12 protein-coding genes and 1 pseudogene are annotated in these 14,938 nt (G+C 71.6%); 6 read left to right on the forward strand and 7 right to left on the reverse strand.

All coding sequences use genetic code 11. The features are described from left to right. Nucleotides 1-96: 96 nt before the first annotated feature. The 3 genes from ACFYZ8_RS07040 to ACFYZ8_RS07050 all read right to left on the reverse strand — a co-directional run bounded on the left by ACFYZ8_RS07040 (nt 97) and on the right by ACFYZ8_RS07050 (nt 3,383). Nucleotides 97-543, reverse strand: a complete 447-nt coding sequence (locus tag ACFYZ8_RS07040; protein WP_123986888.1) for a response regulator — start codon at nt 541-543, stop codon at nt 97-99. Continuing rightward, the gene (locus tag ACFYZ8_RS07045) at nt 540-2,084 is read right to left on the reverse strand and encodes a CHASE3 domain-containing protein (protein WP_359034812.1); all 1,545 of its coding nucleotides are present in this window, start codon (nt 2,082-2,084) and stop codon (nt 540-542) included. Before ACFYZ8_RS07045 ends, ACFYZ8_RS07040 begins: the two co-directional genes overlap by 4 nt. A gap of 108 nt (nt 2,085-2,192) precedes the next feature. Continuing rightward, nucleotides 2,193-3,383: a fused response regulator/phosphatase gene (locus ACFYZ8_RS07050; RefSeq protein WP_359034663.1), complete on the reverse strand. Its 1,191-nt coding sequence runs from the start codon at nt 3,381-3,383 to the stop codon at nt 2,193-2,195. Between the two features lie 471 nt (nt 3,384-3,854). Between ACFYZ8_RS07050 and ACFYZ8_RS07055 the strand changes: the two genes are divergently transcribed. Continuing rightward, nucleotides 3,855-4,172, forward strand: coding sequence for a hypothetical protein (locus tag ACFYZ8_RS07055; RefSeq protein ID WP_359034661.1), 318 nt, complete (start codon nt 3,855-3,857; stop codon nt 4,170-4,172). 166 nt (nt 4,173-4,338) lie between these two features. After that, entirely contained in the window at nt 4,339-5,247 is a 909-nt protein-coding gene (locus ACFYZ8_RS07060; RefSeq protein WP_359034659.1) for a glycoside hydrolase family 16 protein, read from the forward strand. Here the strand turns inward: ACFYZ8_RS07060 and ACFYZ8_RS07065 are convergent. The 3 genes from ACFYZ8_RS07065 to ACFYZ8_RS07075 form a co-directional block, all read right to left on the reverse strand. Beyond that, a complete protein-coding gene (locus ACFYZ8_RS07065; RefSeq protein ID WP_388531623.1) occupies nt 5,210-6,127 on the reverse strand; it encodes an LLM class flavin-dependent oxidoreductase in 918 nt (305 codons plus the stop codon). The two genes, ACFYZ8_RS07060 and ACFYZ8_RS07065, sit on opposite strands and share 38 nt — an antisense overlap. Before the next feature lie 40 nt (nt 6,128-6,167). Then, nucleotides 6,168-7,187, reverse strand: a complete 1,020-nt coding sequence (locus tag ACFYZ8_RS07070) for an aldo/keto reductase (protein ID WP_359034655.1) — start codon at nt 7,185-7,187, stop codon at nt 6,168-6,170. A 381-nt stretch (nt 7,188-7,568) separates the two neighbouring features. Then, the gene (locus ACFYZ8_RS07075) at nt 7,569-10,049 is read right to left on the reverse strand and encodes a tetratricopeptide repeat protein (protein WP_388531621.1); all 2,481 of its coding nucleotides are present in this window, start codon (nt 10,047-10,049) and stop codon (nt 7,569-7,571) included. Between the two features lie 184 nt (nt 10,050-10,233). On the opposite strand from ACFYZ8_RS07075, the gene ACFYZ8_RS07080 reads away from it, so the two are divergent. The 4 genes and pseudogenes from ACFYZ8_RS07080 to ACFYZ8_RS07095 all read left to right on the forward strand — a co-directional run bounded on the left by ACFYZ8_RS07080 (nt 10,234) and on the right by ACFYZ8_RS07095 (nt 14,608). Continuing rightward, entirely contained in the window at nt 10,234-10,689 is a 456-nt protein-coding gene (locus tag ACFYZ8_RS07080) for a carboxymuconolactone decarboxylase family protein (RefSeq protein ID WP_388531619.1), read from the forward strand. Between the two features lie 63 nt (nt 10,690-10,752). Further along, nucleotides 10,753-11,211, forward strand: coding sequence for an iron chaperone (locus ACFYZ8_RS07085; RefSeq protein ID WP_388531617.1), 459 nt, complete (start codon nt 10,753-10,755; stop codon nt 11,209-11,211). Between the two features lie 37 nt (nt 11,212-11,248). Beyond that, nucleotides 11,249-12,145, forward strand: coding sequence for a PfkB family carbohydrate kinase (locus ACFYZ8_RS07090; protein ID WP_388531616.1), 897 nt, complete (start codon nt 11,249-11,251; stop codon nt 12,143-12,145). Between the two features lie 73 nt (nt 12,146-12,218). After that, nucleotides 12,219-14,608 (forward strand): annotated as a pseudogene (locus ACFYZ8_RS07095) (glycoside hydrolase family 95-like protein). A gap of 9 nt (nt 14,609-14,617) precedes the next feature. On the opposite strand, the gene ACFYZ8_RS07100 reads toward ACFYZ8_RS07095, so the two are convergent. Continuing rightward, on the reverse strand, nt 14,618-14,791 hold the full coding sequence (locus tag ACFYZ8_RS07100; RefSeq protein WP_359034643.1) for a hypothetical protein: 174 nt from the start codon (nt 14,789-14,791) through the stop codon (nt 14,618-14,620). Nucleotides 14,792-14,938: the final 147 nt, after the last annotated feature.

A 14,938-nucleotide genomic window follows, 5' to 3' on the forward strand; every position in this document is an offset into this window, starting at 1 on the left:
CGGGGCCGCGGAGGTGGAGGCGTACCCGCGCAAGCCGCGGCGGGGGATCCACCGGCAGACCGGGGACCGGCGGATCCCCTCACGTCCCGAGCGACGTCAGAAGTGCCGGGGCAGACGGACGACCTGGACGAAGAAGTCGTCGATCTGGCGGACCGCGGCGATGAACTGGTCCAGGTCGACCGGCTTGGTGACATACGCGTTGGCGTGGAGCTTGTAGCTGCGCAGGATGTCCTCCTCGGCCGCCGAGGTGGTCAGGACGACGACCGGGATGTGGGACAGCTCCGGGTCGGACTTGATCTTCTCCAGGACCTGACGGCCGTCGTACTTGGGGAGGTTGAGGTCGAGCAGGATGAGATCGGGCTCCGGTGCGTCCGTGTGGTCGCCGCGCCGGTAGAGGAAGTCCAGAGCCTCCTCGCCGTCCCGGACCACATGGAGGGTGTTGCCTATCTTGTTGTCCTCGAAGGCCTCACGGGTCATCAGCTCGTCGCCGGGGTCGTCCTCAACGAGGAGTACGTCGATCGGGCTGGCGGCTGGGGTGGTCATGTAAGAACCTTCTCCTCGGTGCCGGTACCGGACGCCTCCGGGCTCTCGGCGATGGACGGAAGGGTGAAGCAGAAGCGCGTGCCGTCCGTGTGTGCGGTGTCGATCCAGATCCTGCCACCATGCTGCTCCACGATCTTCTTGCACAGTGCCAGACCGATACCTGTACCACCGTAGGCGTCCCGGCCGTGCAGCCGCTGGAAGATGATGAACACCTTGTCCGTGAACTGCTCGGGGATGCCGATCCCGTTGTCCGTGACGGACATCAGAAGGCTGTCGGGCTCGTCGGGGTCCGTTCCGCAGGTGATGGTCACGCGCGGAGTCCGGTCGGGATGGCGGAACTTCAGGGCGTTGCCGACCAGGTTCTGCCAGAGCATGGCCAGCAGGGTGGGGTCCCCGACGACCTCGGGCAGGTGCTCCGGGCGGTCGACGCGGGCGTCGGACTCCTCGACGGCCGTACCGAGGTTGGCCAGCGCCTTGTCCAGCGCCTGGTCGAGACCGACCGGCACCCGGGCGTCGTTGACGCGGCCCACCCGGGAGAAGGTCAGCAGGTCGTTGATGAGGACCTGCATGCGCCGGGCCCCGTCGACGGCGAAGTCGATGTACTGCCGGCCGCGGTCGTCGAGCTTGTCGCCGTAGCGCTTCTCCAGCAGCTGGCAGAAGGACGCGATCTTGCGCAGCGGCTCCTGGAGATCGTGGGAGGCGACGTAGGCGAACTGCTCCAGTTCGGCGTTGGAGCGGCGCAGTTCCACGGCCTGCTCGTCCAGGTCGGCGGCCTGCCGGGTCAGTTCCCGCTGTTGTTCGCGGGAGGCCTCGAGTTCGGCCACGATGTGCCAGCGCATGCCCTCGACGGCGTTGGCCACCGCGGTCAGGTCGGCCGGACCGCCGCCGGTGATGACGTAGGCGAAGTCGCCTCCCGACACCCGCTTCGACGCCGTGCCCAGCGCCTCCAGGGGCCGTGTCACCAGGGTGCGGACCAGGACGGCGCTGGCGGCGAAGGCCAGCAGGAAGAGCAGGACCATGCCGGCCAGGACCCAGTTGCGCACCGCACGCTCATGGGCGAGATGGGAACGGCCCTGCTCCACCGCCTTCGTCAGGTCGGTGTTCTGCCGGTCCCACAGGGTGCGCAGCCGGTCGAACTCCTTCTTGCCCTGGTCGGCCTTCTGCTGGTCCAGCGGCTTGGGGCGTCCGGGCGTGACCGAGGCCGCGAGGGGCTCGGCGTAGCTGCGGCGCCAGTCGGCCGCCTGGCTCTCGATCGCCTTCAGGTCGGCCAGGAGTTCGGGCCGGTCGCCTATGAACTCGTGCAGCCGGGCGGCCGAGTCCGCCTCGTCCTGCTTTCCCCGGGTGTACGGGTCGAGGAACTGGCGGTCGGCGGCGATCGCGTAACCGCGGATGCCCGTCTCCTGGTTGACCAGCGCCGCCTGCAGCCGGTACGCCTCGGTCTGGGCGGGCTGGACGCGGCGCAGCAGCTGGTCGCTGACCTCCGCCGTCCGGCCGAGCAGTGCGGCGCCGACCACGCTGCCGACCACCACCAGCAGCGTCATGACGGCCAGCAGCAGGGAGAACCAGCCCTGCACCGTCAGCCGGCGTCCGTCCCACGCCGCGCCCGTCCATCGCCTCACCGTGTGCTCCGACTCCACGTTCCCACTCACTCAGTTCCAGTTCAGGTGGACGACGGCCACATCGTCGGCCAGTCCGCCCCGCGCCTCGGCGAGGCTTTCGGCCTTCTCGATGAGCCGGTCCACGAAGGCCTCGGGCTCCAGTGCGGCTTCCTCCCGGGCGAGGGCCAGCAGTCCCTCCTCGCCGAGGCGCTCCGTGCCACGGCTCACATGCCCCTCGAAGAGGCCGTCGGTGAAGAGCACCACCGACGTGCCCGCCGGGACCGGCAGTTCGGCGGTCGGCCACCTCGCGCCGCCGGGGACCATGCCCAGGGCCGGGCCGCCGGGCACCTCCACCCACTCCACGTCCGTCCCGGTGCGCTGGAGCAAGCCGTGATGACCGGCTCGTACGATGTGGGCGTGCTGCTCCCCCGGGACGGCGGCCAGCGTCACCAGGGTCGCGAAGACCTCGTCGCGGGCCCGTTCGGCCATCAGCAGTTCCTCCAGGCGGGCCATCTGCTGCGCGCCCGTGATGCCGCTCAGGACAAGGGTGCGCCAGGCGATCCGCAGGGCGACTCCCAGGGCCGCTTCGTCCGGGCCGTGCCCGGAGACGTCCCCGATGAGCGCGTGGAGGGTGCCGTCGGCGCTCTGGACGATGTCGTAGAAGTCGCCGCCCAGCAGTGTCTGCGCGCGTCCGGGCCGGTAGCGGGCGACGACCTGGACGCCCTCGGCGCGCAGCAGCGGGCGGGGCAGGAGCCCGCGCTCCAGGCGGGCGTTCTCCTGCGCCTGGAGCGCGCCGGCCTGGAGGGCCACCGCCGCCTGCTCGGTCTGCTTGCGCTGGATCGCGTAGCGCACCGCACGCCCGAACAGTTCGGGCTCCACCCGGCCCTTGACCAGGTAGTCCTGTGCGCCGGCCGCGACCGCGGCGAGGCCGGTCTGCTCCTCGGCGAGTCCGGTGAGGACCACGATGGCGACCTGTTCGGCCAGCCCCTGGATGAGGGAGACCGCCTCGAGACCGTGGGCGTCCGGCAGGTGCAGGTCGAGCAGGACGCAGTCGGGTGTCTCGGTGGCGAGCACCTCGGCGGCCTCGGTCATCGACCGCACCCACCGCAGCCGCATCTTCACGGCGCCGTCGACGACCAGTTCCTCCACGAGCATCGCGTCGCCGGGGTCGTCCTCCACGAGGAGAACCGACGGCTCCCAGTGCTCCCACGCCGTCTCGGCACCGGCTGCCGTCGTGGACACGAACTCGGCAGCCCCAGTCCCGGAGATCACTCTCGCCCCGGCCTCCCCACTCCATACATGTCGTCTACCGCCGGGCCCTGCCCAGGACAACGATTGGAACACAGTCAGAACGACGATCCGATCTTCACCAGCCGCCCATGGTCACGGACGGCACATCGCCCCGAGGCGGATGAGCAGGCGGCCGTCGGCGTCACGGAGAGCATGCCTGGGCTCGCCGCCGCGCCGTGCGGGGTACCCCGGCTCCGGCTCTGCCGTACCTGTGTCAGTCGTCACCGACGTCGTCATCGTCCGCCCATCCCGAGATTCCGGTGTTCTGGGCGCGGTTACCCGCGATCGGCGTGAGCATGCGCGGGACCGTTCCAGAAAATCACCCCGGGAGGCACCCCGTCTCCACATGCGGAGCCCTTCCCTGCGCTTTCGGTTCCGATCGGTCTCGGGGGGAACCGGGTAGGACGTCAGAAAGGAGTCCCTGTGACCACCTACGTCATCACCGTCCCCGGCACGTTCCTGCGAGGGGTCCCCGACAGCGTCTGCTCGGACATCGGGCGACGGCTGCAGCCCCAGGACCCCAGGAACACGGATCTCGGGGAGAGCGAGGAGCTGAGTCTGCTGAGCGTGGAGGAGGACGGCATGTTCGCCGCGCGGGTCGAGGTCGAGGCCGCGGGGCGCGCGGAGGCCGAGGCCGAGGCGGTACGGCTGGTCTCCCGGGCTCTGCGTGACAGTGGCCTGGCCGAGGAGGACGCCCCGTTGGGCCCGGCGGTCGTGACCGGTATCGACAGCGAGTTCTGAGGCGGGCGGCGGAGCGGGCCGTCCGTTTCGCGGCCTGCATGGGGGATGGCGTCTTGGCGCGGGCCGGGCGAGGATGTTCCTTCGCGAAAGCCCGGTCCGCCCACCGCGGTCGACGACCTCCGCGTGGCCGGGGCGGACGGCGTCGGCCGCCTGAAGGAGCCTCGGGATGGGTTCACACGCAGCGCCGCACCACCACAAGCGCCTCTTCGTGACGGCCGCGAGCCTCCTGCTCGTGGGAGGCGGCCTCCTGGGCCTCCCCCGGGCCGACGGGGCGCCCGCTCCGGCCGACGCCTGCCACACCGCCGCCACGCGCCTGCCCCGGGGTGACTGCGGGCCCTTCTGGCAGGTCCTCGCCGAGGACTTCAACGGCGACCGGGTGCCGCTCGGTTCGTTCAGCGACTGCGAGCACGACGTCGACACCTCCGCCGCCCACTGCGGGGGCCTGAAGGGGAAGTACCGCGACAACTGGTGGGCGTACCCGACGGGTTGGCCCGACACGGCCGCCGACCGGGGACGGGACGTGGTGGGCGTCTACCACCCGGAGGACACCGTGAGCGTCGGTCCCGCGGCCAACGGTGACGGGCGGATGTCGATCCGGATGTGGCGGCCCGCCGACGGCGGCCCCGTACATGCCGCGGCGGTCGTGCCGCGTGCGGTGATGCAGATGAAGTACGGCAAGTACAGCGCGCGCATCAAGGTCACGAAGCCGGCGCCCGGCTACAAGTCCGCGTGGCTGCACTACGGCGGGGGCTGCGAGATGGACCACCCGGAAGGCGAGTGGACCGGCTCCCTCAGCTCCTTCCACCACCCCTGCGGTGGCGGTGAGCAGGGTTATTTCCCGGGAAGCGACGACTGGACGCGGTGGCACACGGTGTCCACCGAGTGGACTCCGGGCCATGTCCGGTTCTTCGTCGACGGCCGTCTGACGGGGCATGACACCCGTGCCGTGCCGGACCTTCCCCTGTCCTGGGTGCTCCAGAACGAGAGCGCCCTGGAGGGCCCGGGGGCGGCACCGGGAAGCAGTGCCCAGCTGGACATCACCTGGGTGGCGGCGTACGCGTACGGCTGGAAGTGACCGGTCCGGCCGAGGGGGCGACGAGTTCGTCGGCGACCCACTGGGCGACGTGGGCGGGGTAGGGCGACGGCAGGCCGAGGACGATGTGGGTGAAGCCGGCCTCGATCGCTTCGGTGATCGCCTCGCGGACGTGACCCGGACGGTCGTAGGAGACCGGCAGGTGGATGGAGCGGGTGATCTCGGCCGGGTCGCGGCCGATCTCCGCGCTGTAGCGGTCCAGCAGAGCGCTGCGGCGGGTGACGTCGGCGATGTCGCCGCCGGGGATGTTCCACAGGTCGGCGTGCTCGGCGGCGATGCGCAGGGTCGCCGACGAGCGGCCGCCGATGAGGATCGGCGGGTGGGGGCGCTGGACCGGCCTGGGGTTGCCGAAGGCGCCGGTGAGGTGGTGGTGGGTGCCGTGGTGGTCGAAGGGTTTCTCCTCGGTCCACAGGCGCTTGATCACGGTGCAGGCCTCGGCGAGGCTGCCCACGGCCCGCGTGGAGTCGTGGAAGGGCAGGCCGTGGGCTTCGTACTCGCGTCGGGCGAGGGGATGGTCGGGGCGGGAGCCGACGCCGATGCCGAAGTCGAGGCGGCCGCCGGAGACGATGTCGACGGTCGTGGCGATCTTGGCCAGCATCGCGGGCGGCCGGAAGCGGTTGCTGGTCACCATCACGCCGAGCCGCAGGCGCCGGGTCTGGGCGGCCAGCGCGGCGAGGAGGGTCCAGCCCTCGTGGGCCGGTCCGTCGGGATCGCCGCCGATCGGCATGAGGTGGTCGAAGAGCCAGGCGTGCTCGATGGCGGGGATGGTGTCCGCCTCGCGCCAGACGCGCAGGATGTCGTCGTAGCCGACCTGCATGGGTGCGGTCATGATGCCGAAGCTGGGCGGGGGTTGGTGCGGCATGGACTGTGGGTCCCTTTCGAGTGCGGGTCTGCCCCGGTGGTCAGCGGCGGCGCAGTGACGGGTCGAGGAGGGCGGGCGGGGTGTCGAACTTCTCGTGAGCGGCCAGATCGGTGCCGGGCGCGACGATCTCGTCGATCGCGTCCAGCACGTCGGAGGTCAGGACGGTGTCAGCGGCGGCGAGTTGGGCGCGCAGGTGGTCGACCGTGCGGGGGCCGATGAGGGCACTGGTCACGCCGGGATGGGCGGTCGCGAAGCCGAGTGCGAGCTGGATGAGCGTGAGCCCCGCCTCTTCGGCGACCGTGCTGAGCCGCTCCACCGCGTCGAGCCTGGCGCGGTTGGCGGGGATCGTGGTGTCGAAGCGCTCGGGCAGGAACGCCGAGCGGTGGGTGGTGATGTCGCGGCCCTCGCGGATCGCGCCCGACAGCCAGCCCGAGGCCAGCGGGCTCCACACCAGTACGCCGAGGCCGTACTCCTGCGTCACGGGCAGGACGTGGGCCTCGATGCCGCGCTGGAGGACGGAGTAGCTGGGCTGTTCGGTGACGTAGCGGCTCAGGTGGTGCTCGCGGGCGGCCCACTGGGCCTGCACGATGCGGTGGGCGGGGAAGGTGGAGGAGCCGAAGTAGCGGATCTTTCCGGCGCGTTGCAGGTCGGTCAGGGCCGACAGGGTCTCCTCGTCGGAGGTGTTCGGGTCCCAGCGGTGGATCTGGTACAGGTCGACGTGGTCGACGCCGAGGCGGCGCAGGCTGGCTTCCAGTTCGGTGACCAGCCAGCGGCGTGAACTGCCCCGGTGGTTGCGTTCGTCGCCGATGGGCATGCCGGCCTTGGTGGCCAGCACGATGTCGTCACGGCGGCCGGCGATGGCCTTGCCGACCATCTCCTCCGACTCGCCGTCGCCGTACATGTCGGCGGTGTCGATCACATTGATCCCGGCCTCCAGAGCGGCGTCGACGATCGCGGTGGCCTCGTCCTGGGTGGTGCGGCCGATCCGGCCGAAGTTCATCGCGCCGAGCGCGAGAGAGCTGACCTGGACGCCGGTGCGGCCCAATGTGCGGTACTGCATGGGAGTTTCCCTCCGTGGGCGGGGGTGCCGTGCCCTCAGGGCATGGCTGGGGTGCCGGGTTCCGTTCCGCCGTCACGGAGAAACGGAACCTGGTTCCACATACGATACGGAACATGGTTCCGTTTTTGCAAGAGTGGACGCCGCCCACTGGCCGGCCCCGCTCGGCACCCCTGAAGGCCGCGGCCTCGACGACGTGCCGCGCGCCTCGGCCGCGGTACGCCAACTGACCGGACGGCACGCGTCGTTGCCCTCCCCTGCCGACTCCGCGGTCCGTGCCACGGCGGCCGGCGGACCGGCCTCACCGTCGACGGTCACGGACACCTCGGCCCCCGGTGCCGCACGCACGCGGCGGCCGCTCGGCAACCGGTCGGAAAAGCCGGCTCAGACCCCTGGTGCGGCCTCCGGCAGAACCGCCCGCCCCGCCGCCCGGTGTTCCGCCGCCCCTGTCGGGTCCGTCGTGTCGAGGACCGCCGCGATGCCCTCGTGGGCCAGGGCCTCCGCGTGGCGGTGGCCGAGTTTCGGGGCCAGTTGCAGGGCCTCGTGGTGCAGGCGCAGGGCCTGGTCGGGCAGGCCCGCCCGGCGGCAGGTCTCGCCGTAGGCGCTCAGGAAGTGGATCTTCCAGTGGTCCTCGAACAGCTCGTCCAGCAGCGCGAACGCCTGCTCGTGGCTCGCCAGGGCCTCCTCGTGGCGGCCCATCTGCCGCAGGGCGACGCCGAGGCAGTTCAGGCACCAGGCCTCGTTGTGCTTGTGGCCGTCCTCGCGGGCCAGCGCGAGTGCCCGGTGCAGGTACCCGGTGGCCTCCTCGGGGTCCTCGTGGGCGGTGGCCACGCCGAGCGTGATCAGGGCCGTCAGCGTGGGCGGCCACGCTCCGTCGGCGTGCGGGATCTCCAGCGCCGTACGGGCGAGTTGGGCCGCTTCGTCGCGGTGCCCCAGTTGCAGCAGCGCCCAGGCCTCGTACGCGGTGGCGTGGGCCGTGCCCATCGGGCAGCCGGCGTCCGCGTACAGCTTGCCCGCCAGCCGGAACAGGCCGAGCGGCTCCTCGACGTATCCCTCGTCCCACCTCAGGTAGCCGCGCCGCATGGTCAGTTCGGCCTCCGCGCGGGTGTCCCCCGCCTGGTGCACCAGCGCTGCCGCCGCCTCGTACGCGGCGCCCGCCTCCGCCGTACGGCCCGCGTTGTAGCGGGCGAAGCCCACGTCGCTGTGCGCCTCGGCCAGTTGCAGGGGATCGCCGAGGCGCTGCGCGGCGGCCAGGGACCGTTCGAAGAGGCCGTTGAGCATGGTGGTGCCGCAGCGGCGGGCGAAGTACGCCCGCATGAAGCGCGGCAGTTCGCACAGGTGCCGGTCGGCGCCCGCGTCCTCGGCCGCCTCGAAGGCCGCCAGCAGGTTCAGGTACTCCGTGCCGAACCAGACGAGGGCCGCGATCTTGTCGGGGAAGTGCGGCAGTTCGGCCGGCGGGCGGTCCACGGATGCCTCGCGGCTCAGCGACAGGAACGGCATCGCCGCGTCGGCCGCGGCCGCCGCGTGCACGTAGTAGTCGAGCACCCGGGTCAGGGCCCGGTCGCGTTCCGCCGGGGAGTCCTGCTCCATGGTGGCGCGGCGGGCGTGCTGGTGGACCAGGTCGTGCAGGCGGTAGCGGCCCGCCGCCGGCTGCTGGACCAGGTGTGCGTCCAGCAGGTCCTCCAACATCGCGCGGGCGCTGCGCAGCGGCACGTCGGCCAGTGCCGCCGCCACGTGCGCGTCGAACGACGACCCCGGCAGCAGGCCCAGCAACCGGAACAGCCGGGCCTTGGGGCGGTCCAACTGCCGTACGGACATGGCGAACGCGGTGTCGAACTCGCTGGCCCCCTCAGCCATCCGCTCGACGAGGATGCCCACCGTCCAGCCCGGGCGGTGCCGCAGCCGGGCCGCGGCCAGCCGCAGGGCCAGCGGCAGCCGGCCGCACAGCCGCAGCACCTCGGCCGTGGACTCGGGGTCACGGGCCAGGCGCCCCTCGCGGCCGTCGGTCTCGCCGCTGGCGCGGGCCAGCAGCTCGGCGCTCTCCTCGGCGCTCAGGACGTCCAGCGAGACCGGGGGGACCTCGTCCAGGCCGAGCAGCCGGTTGCGGCTGGTGATGAGGGCGACGGAGAGGCCGGCGCCGGGCAGCAGCGGGCGGACCTGGTCGGCGTCGGCCGCGTTGTCGAGGACCACGACGGCTCGCCGGTGGGCCAGTTCGGCGCGCCAGCAGGCGGCGAGCTCCTCGACACCGCCGTCCTGGGGGACCTTCTCGGAGGGCACGTCGAGGGCGGCGAGCAGCGTCCGCAGGGCGCGGTCGGGGTCGAGCGGTCTGCGGCCCTCGGTGAAGCCGTGCAGGTCGAGGTAGAGCTGGGCGTCGGGGTGGTCGGCGGCGAGCCGGTGTGCCGCGTGCACGGCCAGGCAGGTCTTGCCGACGCCCGCCATGCCGTCGACGGCGATCACCCGGCTGCCGGCCACCCCGTCGAGCAGGGCGGTGAGCTGGGCCTCGCGGCCGGTGAAGTCGGGCACGTCACGCGGGAGGTCGTTGCGGGGCGGGCGCGGGGCACCGGCGGGCGGCGACGGCGGAGGAACCTGACGGCTCGTCCTCGGCGGTGCGGGCAGCGGGCTGGACGCCCGCTCCCACAGCGGACGCAACGGGCGGGGATCGCGCTGGACGAGCCGGCACAGGGCGATCACCGCGGGCCAGGGCGGGACCGTCCGGCCGCTGAGGTACCGGGAGAGGGACGACGAGCTGAGGCCGGCGTCCCGGGCGAGGGCCCGTACGCCCCGCTTGGACAGCTCCTGGAGCAGCCGTAGCCGAGCGGCCAGCTCCTCCTGCGGATCGCCGCCCCCTGCGCCGCCGTGGTCCACCACTGTTCCCCGCCCCCTGTCCCGCCCCGGAAGAACTCGTCCGGCCCGGATCGGCCCTGTTCAAGGCCGTTCCGGCTGTCCCACGGTGTCCCACGACCGTCGTCCCGGCAAGCCCTCTTCGCTGAGATGGAACCACACCCCGCCGCAGCGGGGCAGATCCCGAACCAACGGAGGAGCGATCCCGATGCAGTCCCGGATGCAGAACCCCGCCGCCGTGCTGTCCGACGCCATGCAGCCCATCCAGCACCTCCTCAAGGCCGTGCACTCCGGCGGCGTCGACGGCCAGACCCTGGAGCTGGTGCATCTGCGGGTGAGTCAGATCAACGGATGCAGCGCGTGCGTCGACGGCGGTGCCAGGACGGCCCGCAAGGCAGGAGTGAGCGACGAGCGGCTGGCCACGGTCGCCGCCTGGCGGGAGGCCCCCTACTTCACCGAGGAGGAGCGGGCGGCGCTCGCGCTGGCCGAGGCGGCGACGCGACTCGCGGACCGCCCCGACGCGGTGAGCGACGAGGTCTGGGACACGGCCGCCACCTACTTCGACGAGAAGCAGCTCGCCGCGCTCGTCCTGATGATCGGCGTGACGAACCTGTTCAACCGGCTCAACGCCACGACCCGGCAGATCGCCGGCGCGTGGGGCTGAGCGGTCCGGCGCCGGTTCGGCGCGAAGATGTCCCCGACCGCCCCTGAACCAGGAGGAAACGTCATGACGAGCACACGGAAGACGGCCAAGAGGACCGAGACGTTCACCGAGGAGGAGCGCGCCGCGATGAAGGAGCGCGCCCAGGAGGTGAAGGCGTCGGCGCGGCGCGGCGCACGCGCCGACAAGGCGGTGGAGGAGGAGGCCGCCGTGGTCGCGAAGATCGCCGAGATGCAGGAGTCGGACCGGGTCATGGCCGAACGGATCCACGCCGTCGTCAAGGCGAGCGCGCCCGGCCTGGCACCGAAGCTCTGGTACGGGATGCCCGCGTACGCCAAGGACGGCAAGGTCGTCTGCTTCTTCCAGAGCGCGCAGAAGTTCAACGCGCGGTACGCCACCTTCGGGTTCAACGACAAGGCCGACCTCGACGAGGGCACGATGTGGCCGACCGCCTTCGCGCTCACGCGGCTGACCGCCGCCGACGAGGCGCGGATCGGCGAGCTCGTGAAGAGGGCGGCGGGCTGAGACCCGAGGGGCTGCGAGCAGGAAGGGGTGCCGGAAGGTGGAGCCGACGGACAGCCGACGTCCTGAGGGGTTGTTCGTCGGCCTGTGCACGCTCGACGTCATCCAGCTCGTGGATCATGTCCCGGGATCCGACGAGAAACTGACGGCCCGTGAGCAGGTGGTGGCCGCGGGCGGTCCGGCGGCGAACGCGGCCGTGGCCTTCAGTCACCTGGGTGGCACGGCCAGGCTGCTGACGGGGATCGGCTCCCATCCGCTGGGAGTCGCGGTCGCGGCGGATCTGCGCACGCTGGGGGTCGATGTGTCCGACCTTGCGGCCGATTCGGCGACGCCGCCCGCCGTGTCGTCCATCCTGGTCACCGCGTCGAGCGGGGACCGTGCCGTCGCGTCGACCAACGCGGCCGGGTACCGGCTCGCGCCACCGGTCGGGCTCGACGTGCTGGTGGCCGCCTGCGACATCGTCGAGTTCGACGGGCACCACATGGAGCTGGCGACGGCGACCGCCCGCGCCGCGCGTGCCGCCGGGCGACGGACCGTCTTCGACGGGGGCAGCTGGAAGGCCGGTACGGAGGAGTTGCTGCCGTCGATCGACGTGGCCGTGTGCTCGGACGACTTCCGACCGCCCGGCACGAACACCCCGGCGGACGTGCTGCGGTTCCTGCGGGAACACGGAGTGGCCTGGTCGGCGGTGAGCCGCGGAGGGCGGCCCGTCGAGTGGGCCGGCCCCGAGGGTGGTGGCACGGTGGACGTGCCGGCTGTCCGGGTCGTGGACACGCTGGGCGCGGGGGACGTCCTCCATGGGGCACTCACCCATCGCCTCGCCACGCAGGGGCACTTGACCCCGGACGGCTTCGGCGAGGCCCTGGGCGCGGCGGCCGTCGTGGCCTCACGGGCGTGTGCCTCCTTCGGCACCCGGGCTTGGCTGGAGCAGCGGTGAGGGACATCGGATCTATCCCGCTCCATTGACGGGCAGCAACCCCAACTCTAAGTTGCATCGCGGGATAGATCCGATGACTGCTGCCGCAGAGCTGAGCCTGTCTGGAGGCCCCGTGTCCTCTCCCGCCGCGCCCGAACCGTCCAGGCGTACCGTCCTCGCCACCGGTACCGCCCTCAGCGGCGCCCTGCTGGCCTCCGGCCCGACCTCACACGCGGCAGCGGCGGAGCACACCGAGGCAGCGGCCGACCACCCCGAGGCAGCGCCGGCCGGCGACCCCTGGCGCACCGTGCTCGACGACGCCGACCTCGTCTGGCAGCGGATGCCGACGGCCTGGCACGAAGGCCCCTTCCTCGGGAACGGCTTCCTCGGCTCCGGGATCTACGCCGAACCCGGGGCCGCCTCGACGGCGGTGCGTTTCAACGTCCAGCACTCCGAAGTACAGGACCACCGCCCCGAGTTCGGGTCACTCTTCGGTCTCGCCCGGTTGCCGATCGGATACTTCACACTGGAGCCCGTGGGCGCCATCACCGGCCTCGACTGGCGGCTGTCCCTGCGCCACGCCGAGTTGACCGGGACACTCACCACCGACCAGGGCACCCTGAGCCTGCGCGCCCTGGTCCACAACGACCGCTCGGTGCTCGCCGTGGAGGTGACCGCCGACGAGGGCGAGCGCGGTTTCCGCTGGGTGTTCCATCCGGCGGACGCGATCAGCCCACGGGCCGCCTTCAAGCCGCTGCCGGACGGCTACCGGGGCAATCCGCCCGCCCAGCTCGCGGACCATGACGGCATCACCGCGGCCGTGCAGCCGCTGCTTGCGGGCGGGCAGCATGTCACCGCGTGGCGGGAGCGGACCAGGGGCCGCACACGGACGCTGTACGCGCACGTCGCCCACTCGCACCCCGGGACCACGGCGCTCGCCCGGGCCCTCAAGGAGGTCCGCCGGGCGGAACAACTCCCCTACTCCGCCCTGGCGGTGGATCACCGCGCCTGGTGGCACACCTATTACCCGAGAGTTTCCTGTCGCTGCCCGACGCCCGTATCCAGCGCTTCTACTGGATCCAGCTGTACAAGGCCGCCTCCGCCGCCCGCCGCGACGCCCCCGTGATGGCGACGAGCGGCCCCTGGCTGGAGCCCACGCCCTGGCCCAACACCTGGTGGAACCTCAACGTCCAACTGGAGTACTGGCTCGTCCACGGCTCCAACCATCTCGAACTCGACGCCGTCACACGGGCGTTGAGCGAGTTCCGGGACAACCTCACGCAGGAGACGCCGGCGCCGTACCGCACCGACTCCCTGGGCATCCCCCGCACCACCGACCCCCAGCTGGTCAACGGCGCGGCCAGCACCCTCATGGGGTACGGCGTCGGCATCCCCGGCCAGGACCCACCCACCCCCGAAGTCGGCAATCTGACCTGGGCGTTGCACAACGTCTGGCTCAGCTACCGGCACACGATGGACACGTCGGTCCTCCGGGAGGTCCTGTTCCCCCTCCTGCGCAAGGCGGTCAACTACTACCTGCACTTCCTCGAACCCGGCCCGGACGGCAGGCTGCATCTGCCCGCCACCTTCTCCCCGGAGTACGGCGGCGACTCGCGCGACTGCAACTACGACCTGATGCTTCTGACCTGGGGCTGCCGGACCCTTCTCGATTCCGCCGAACTCCTCGGTGTCAAGGACCCGTTGGCGCCCCGCTGGCGCGAGGTACTGGCGAAGAGGGTGCCGTATCCGACGGACGCGAACGGATTCATGATCGGCGCGGACATCCCCTTCGCGAAGTCGCACCGCCACTACTCGCATCTGCTCGCGGTCTACCCGCTGTACGAGGTCACCGGCCGGACGCCCGAGGAACGCGCCCTGATCGAGCGGTCGTTGGCGCACTGGGTGGGCTTCGAGGGGGCGTTGCAGGGCTACACCTTCACCGGCGCGGCCTCCATGTCGGCGCTGCTCGGCAAGGGCGAGGACGCGCTCGGGTATCTCGGCGAGCTGATGGCCCGGTTCATCCGGCCCAACACCATGTACCAGGAGTCCGGGCCGGTCATCGAGACACCGCTGTCGGCCGCGCAGTCGCTGCACGACATGGTGTGCCAGTCGTGGGGCGGTGTCATCAGGGTGTTCCCGGCGCTGCCCGCAGCCTGGAAGGACCTCGCGGTGCACGGCTTCCGCACCCAGGGCGCCTTCCTGCTCAGCGCGGTCCGTGAGGGCGGCGCCACCCGATGGGTACGGCTGGTCAGCGAGGCGGGTGCCCCCTGTGTCGTACGCCATGGGATCGCGGGGCCGATCGAGGTGCGGGACGGACGAGGCCGCCCCCTGCGTCACGAGGACGCCGGAGACGGCACTGTCCGTATCGCTGTGCGCGAGGGTAAGTCGGCACTCATCACCGCCAGGGGTGACCGCCCAGACCTCACCGTCGCGCCCGTCCGCCCGAACGAGGCCGCCCCGCGCTGGGGGCTGCCCCGTACCTGACGGGACTCATCACCTGCGGCCGCGCACGTTCCAGCCGCTGCCGATGCCGGCCACGTGGAGCGCGAGCACCATGAGGCCGAGCAGCATGATGTTCGTCGAGGAGAACGTGTCGTTCGTCGAGATGTCCGCAGCGTTGATCAGAAAGGAGATGAAGAACAGGACCGCGGAGATGATGGCCAGCATGGGTGTCCATCCCTTCGGATGACTAGGTCATTGACTCCCCGTGCCACTCGATTTCCCCCAACTTGTCGGAACATGCCGACTGTTGAGGAGTGGGGGCAGCGCGTTCGGCCTGTCGGACATCGTTCGAAACCTCTTGACGCTGCCGTA

Origin of the sequence: Streptomyces sp. NPDC001668, from assembly GCF_042893155.1 — a bacterium.
Classification (GTDB): domain Bacteria; phylum Actinomycetota; class Actinomycetes; order Streptomycetales; family Streptomycetaceae; genus Streptomyces.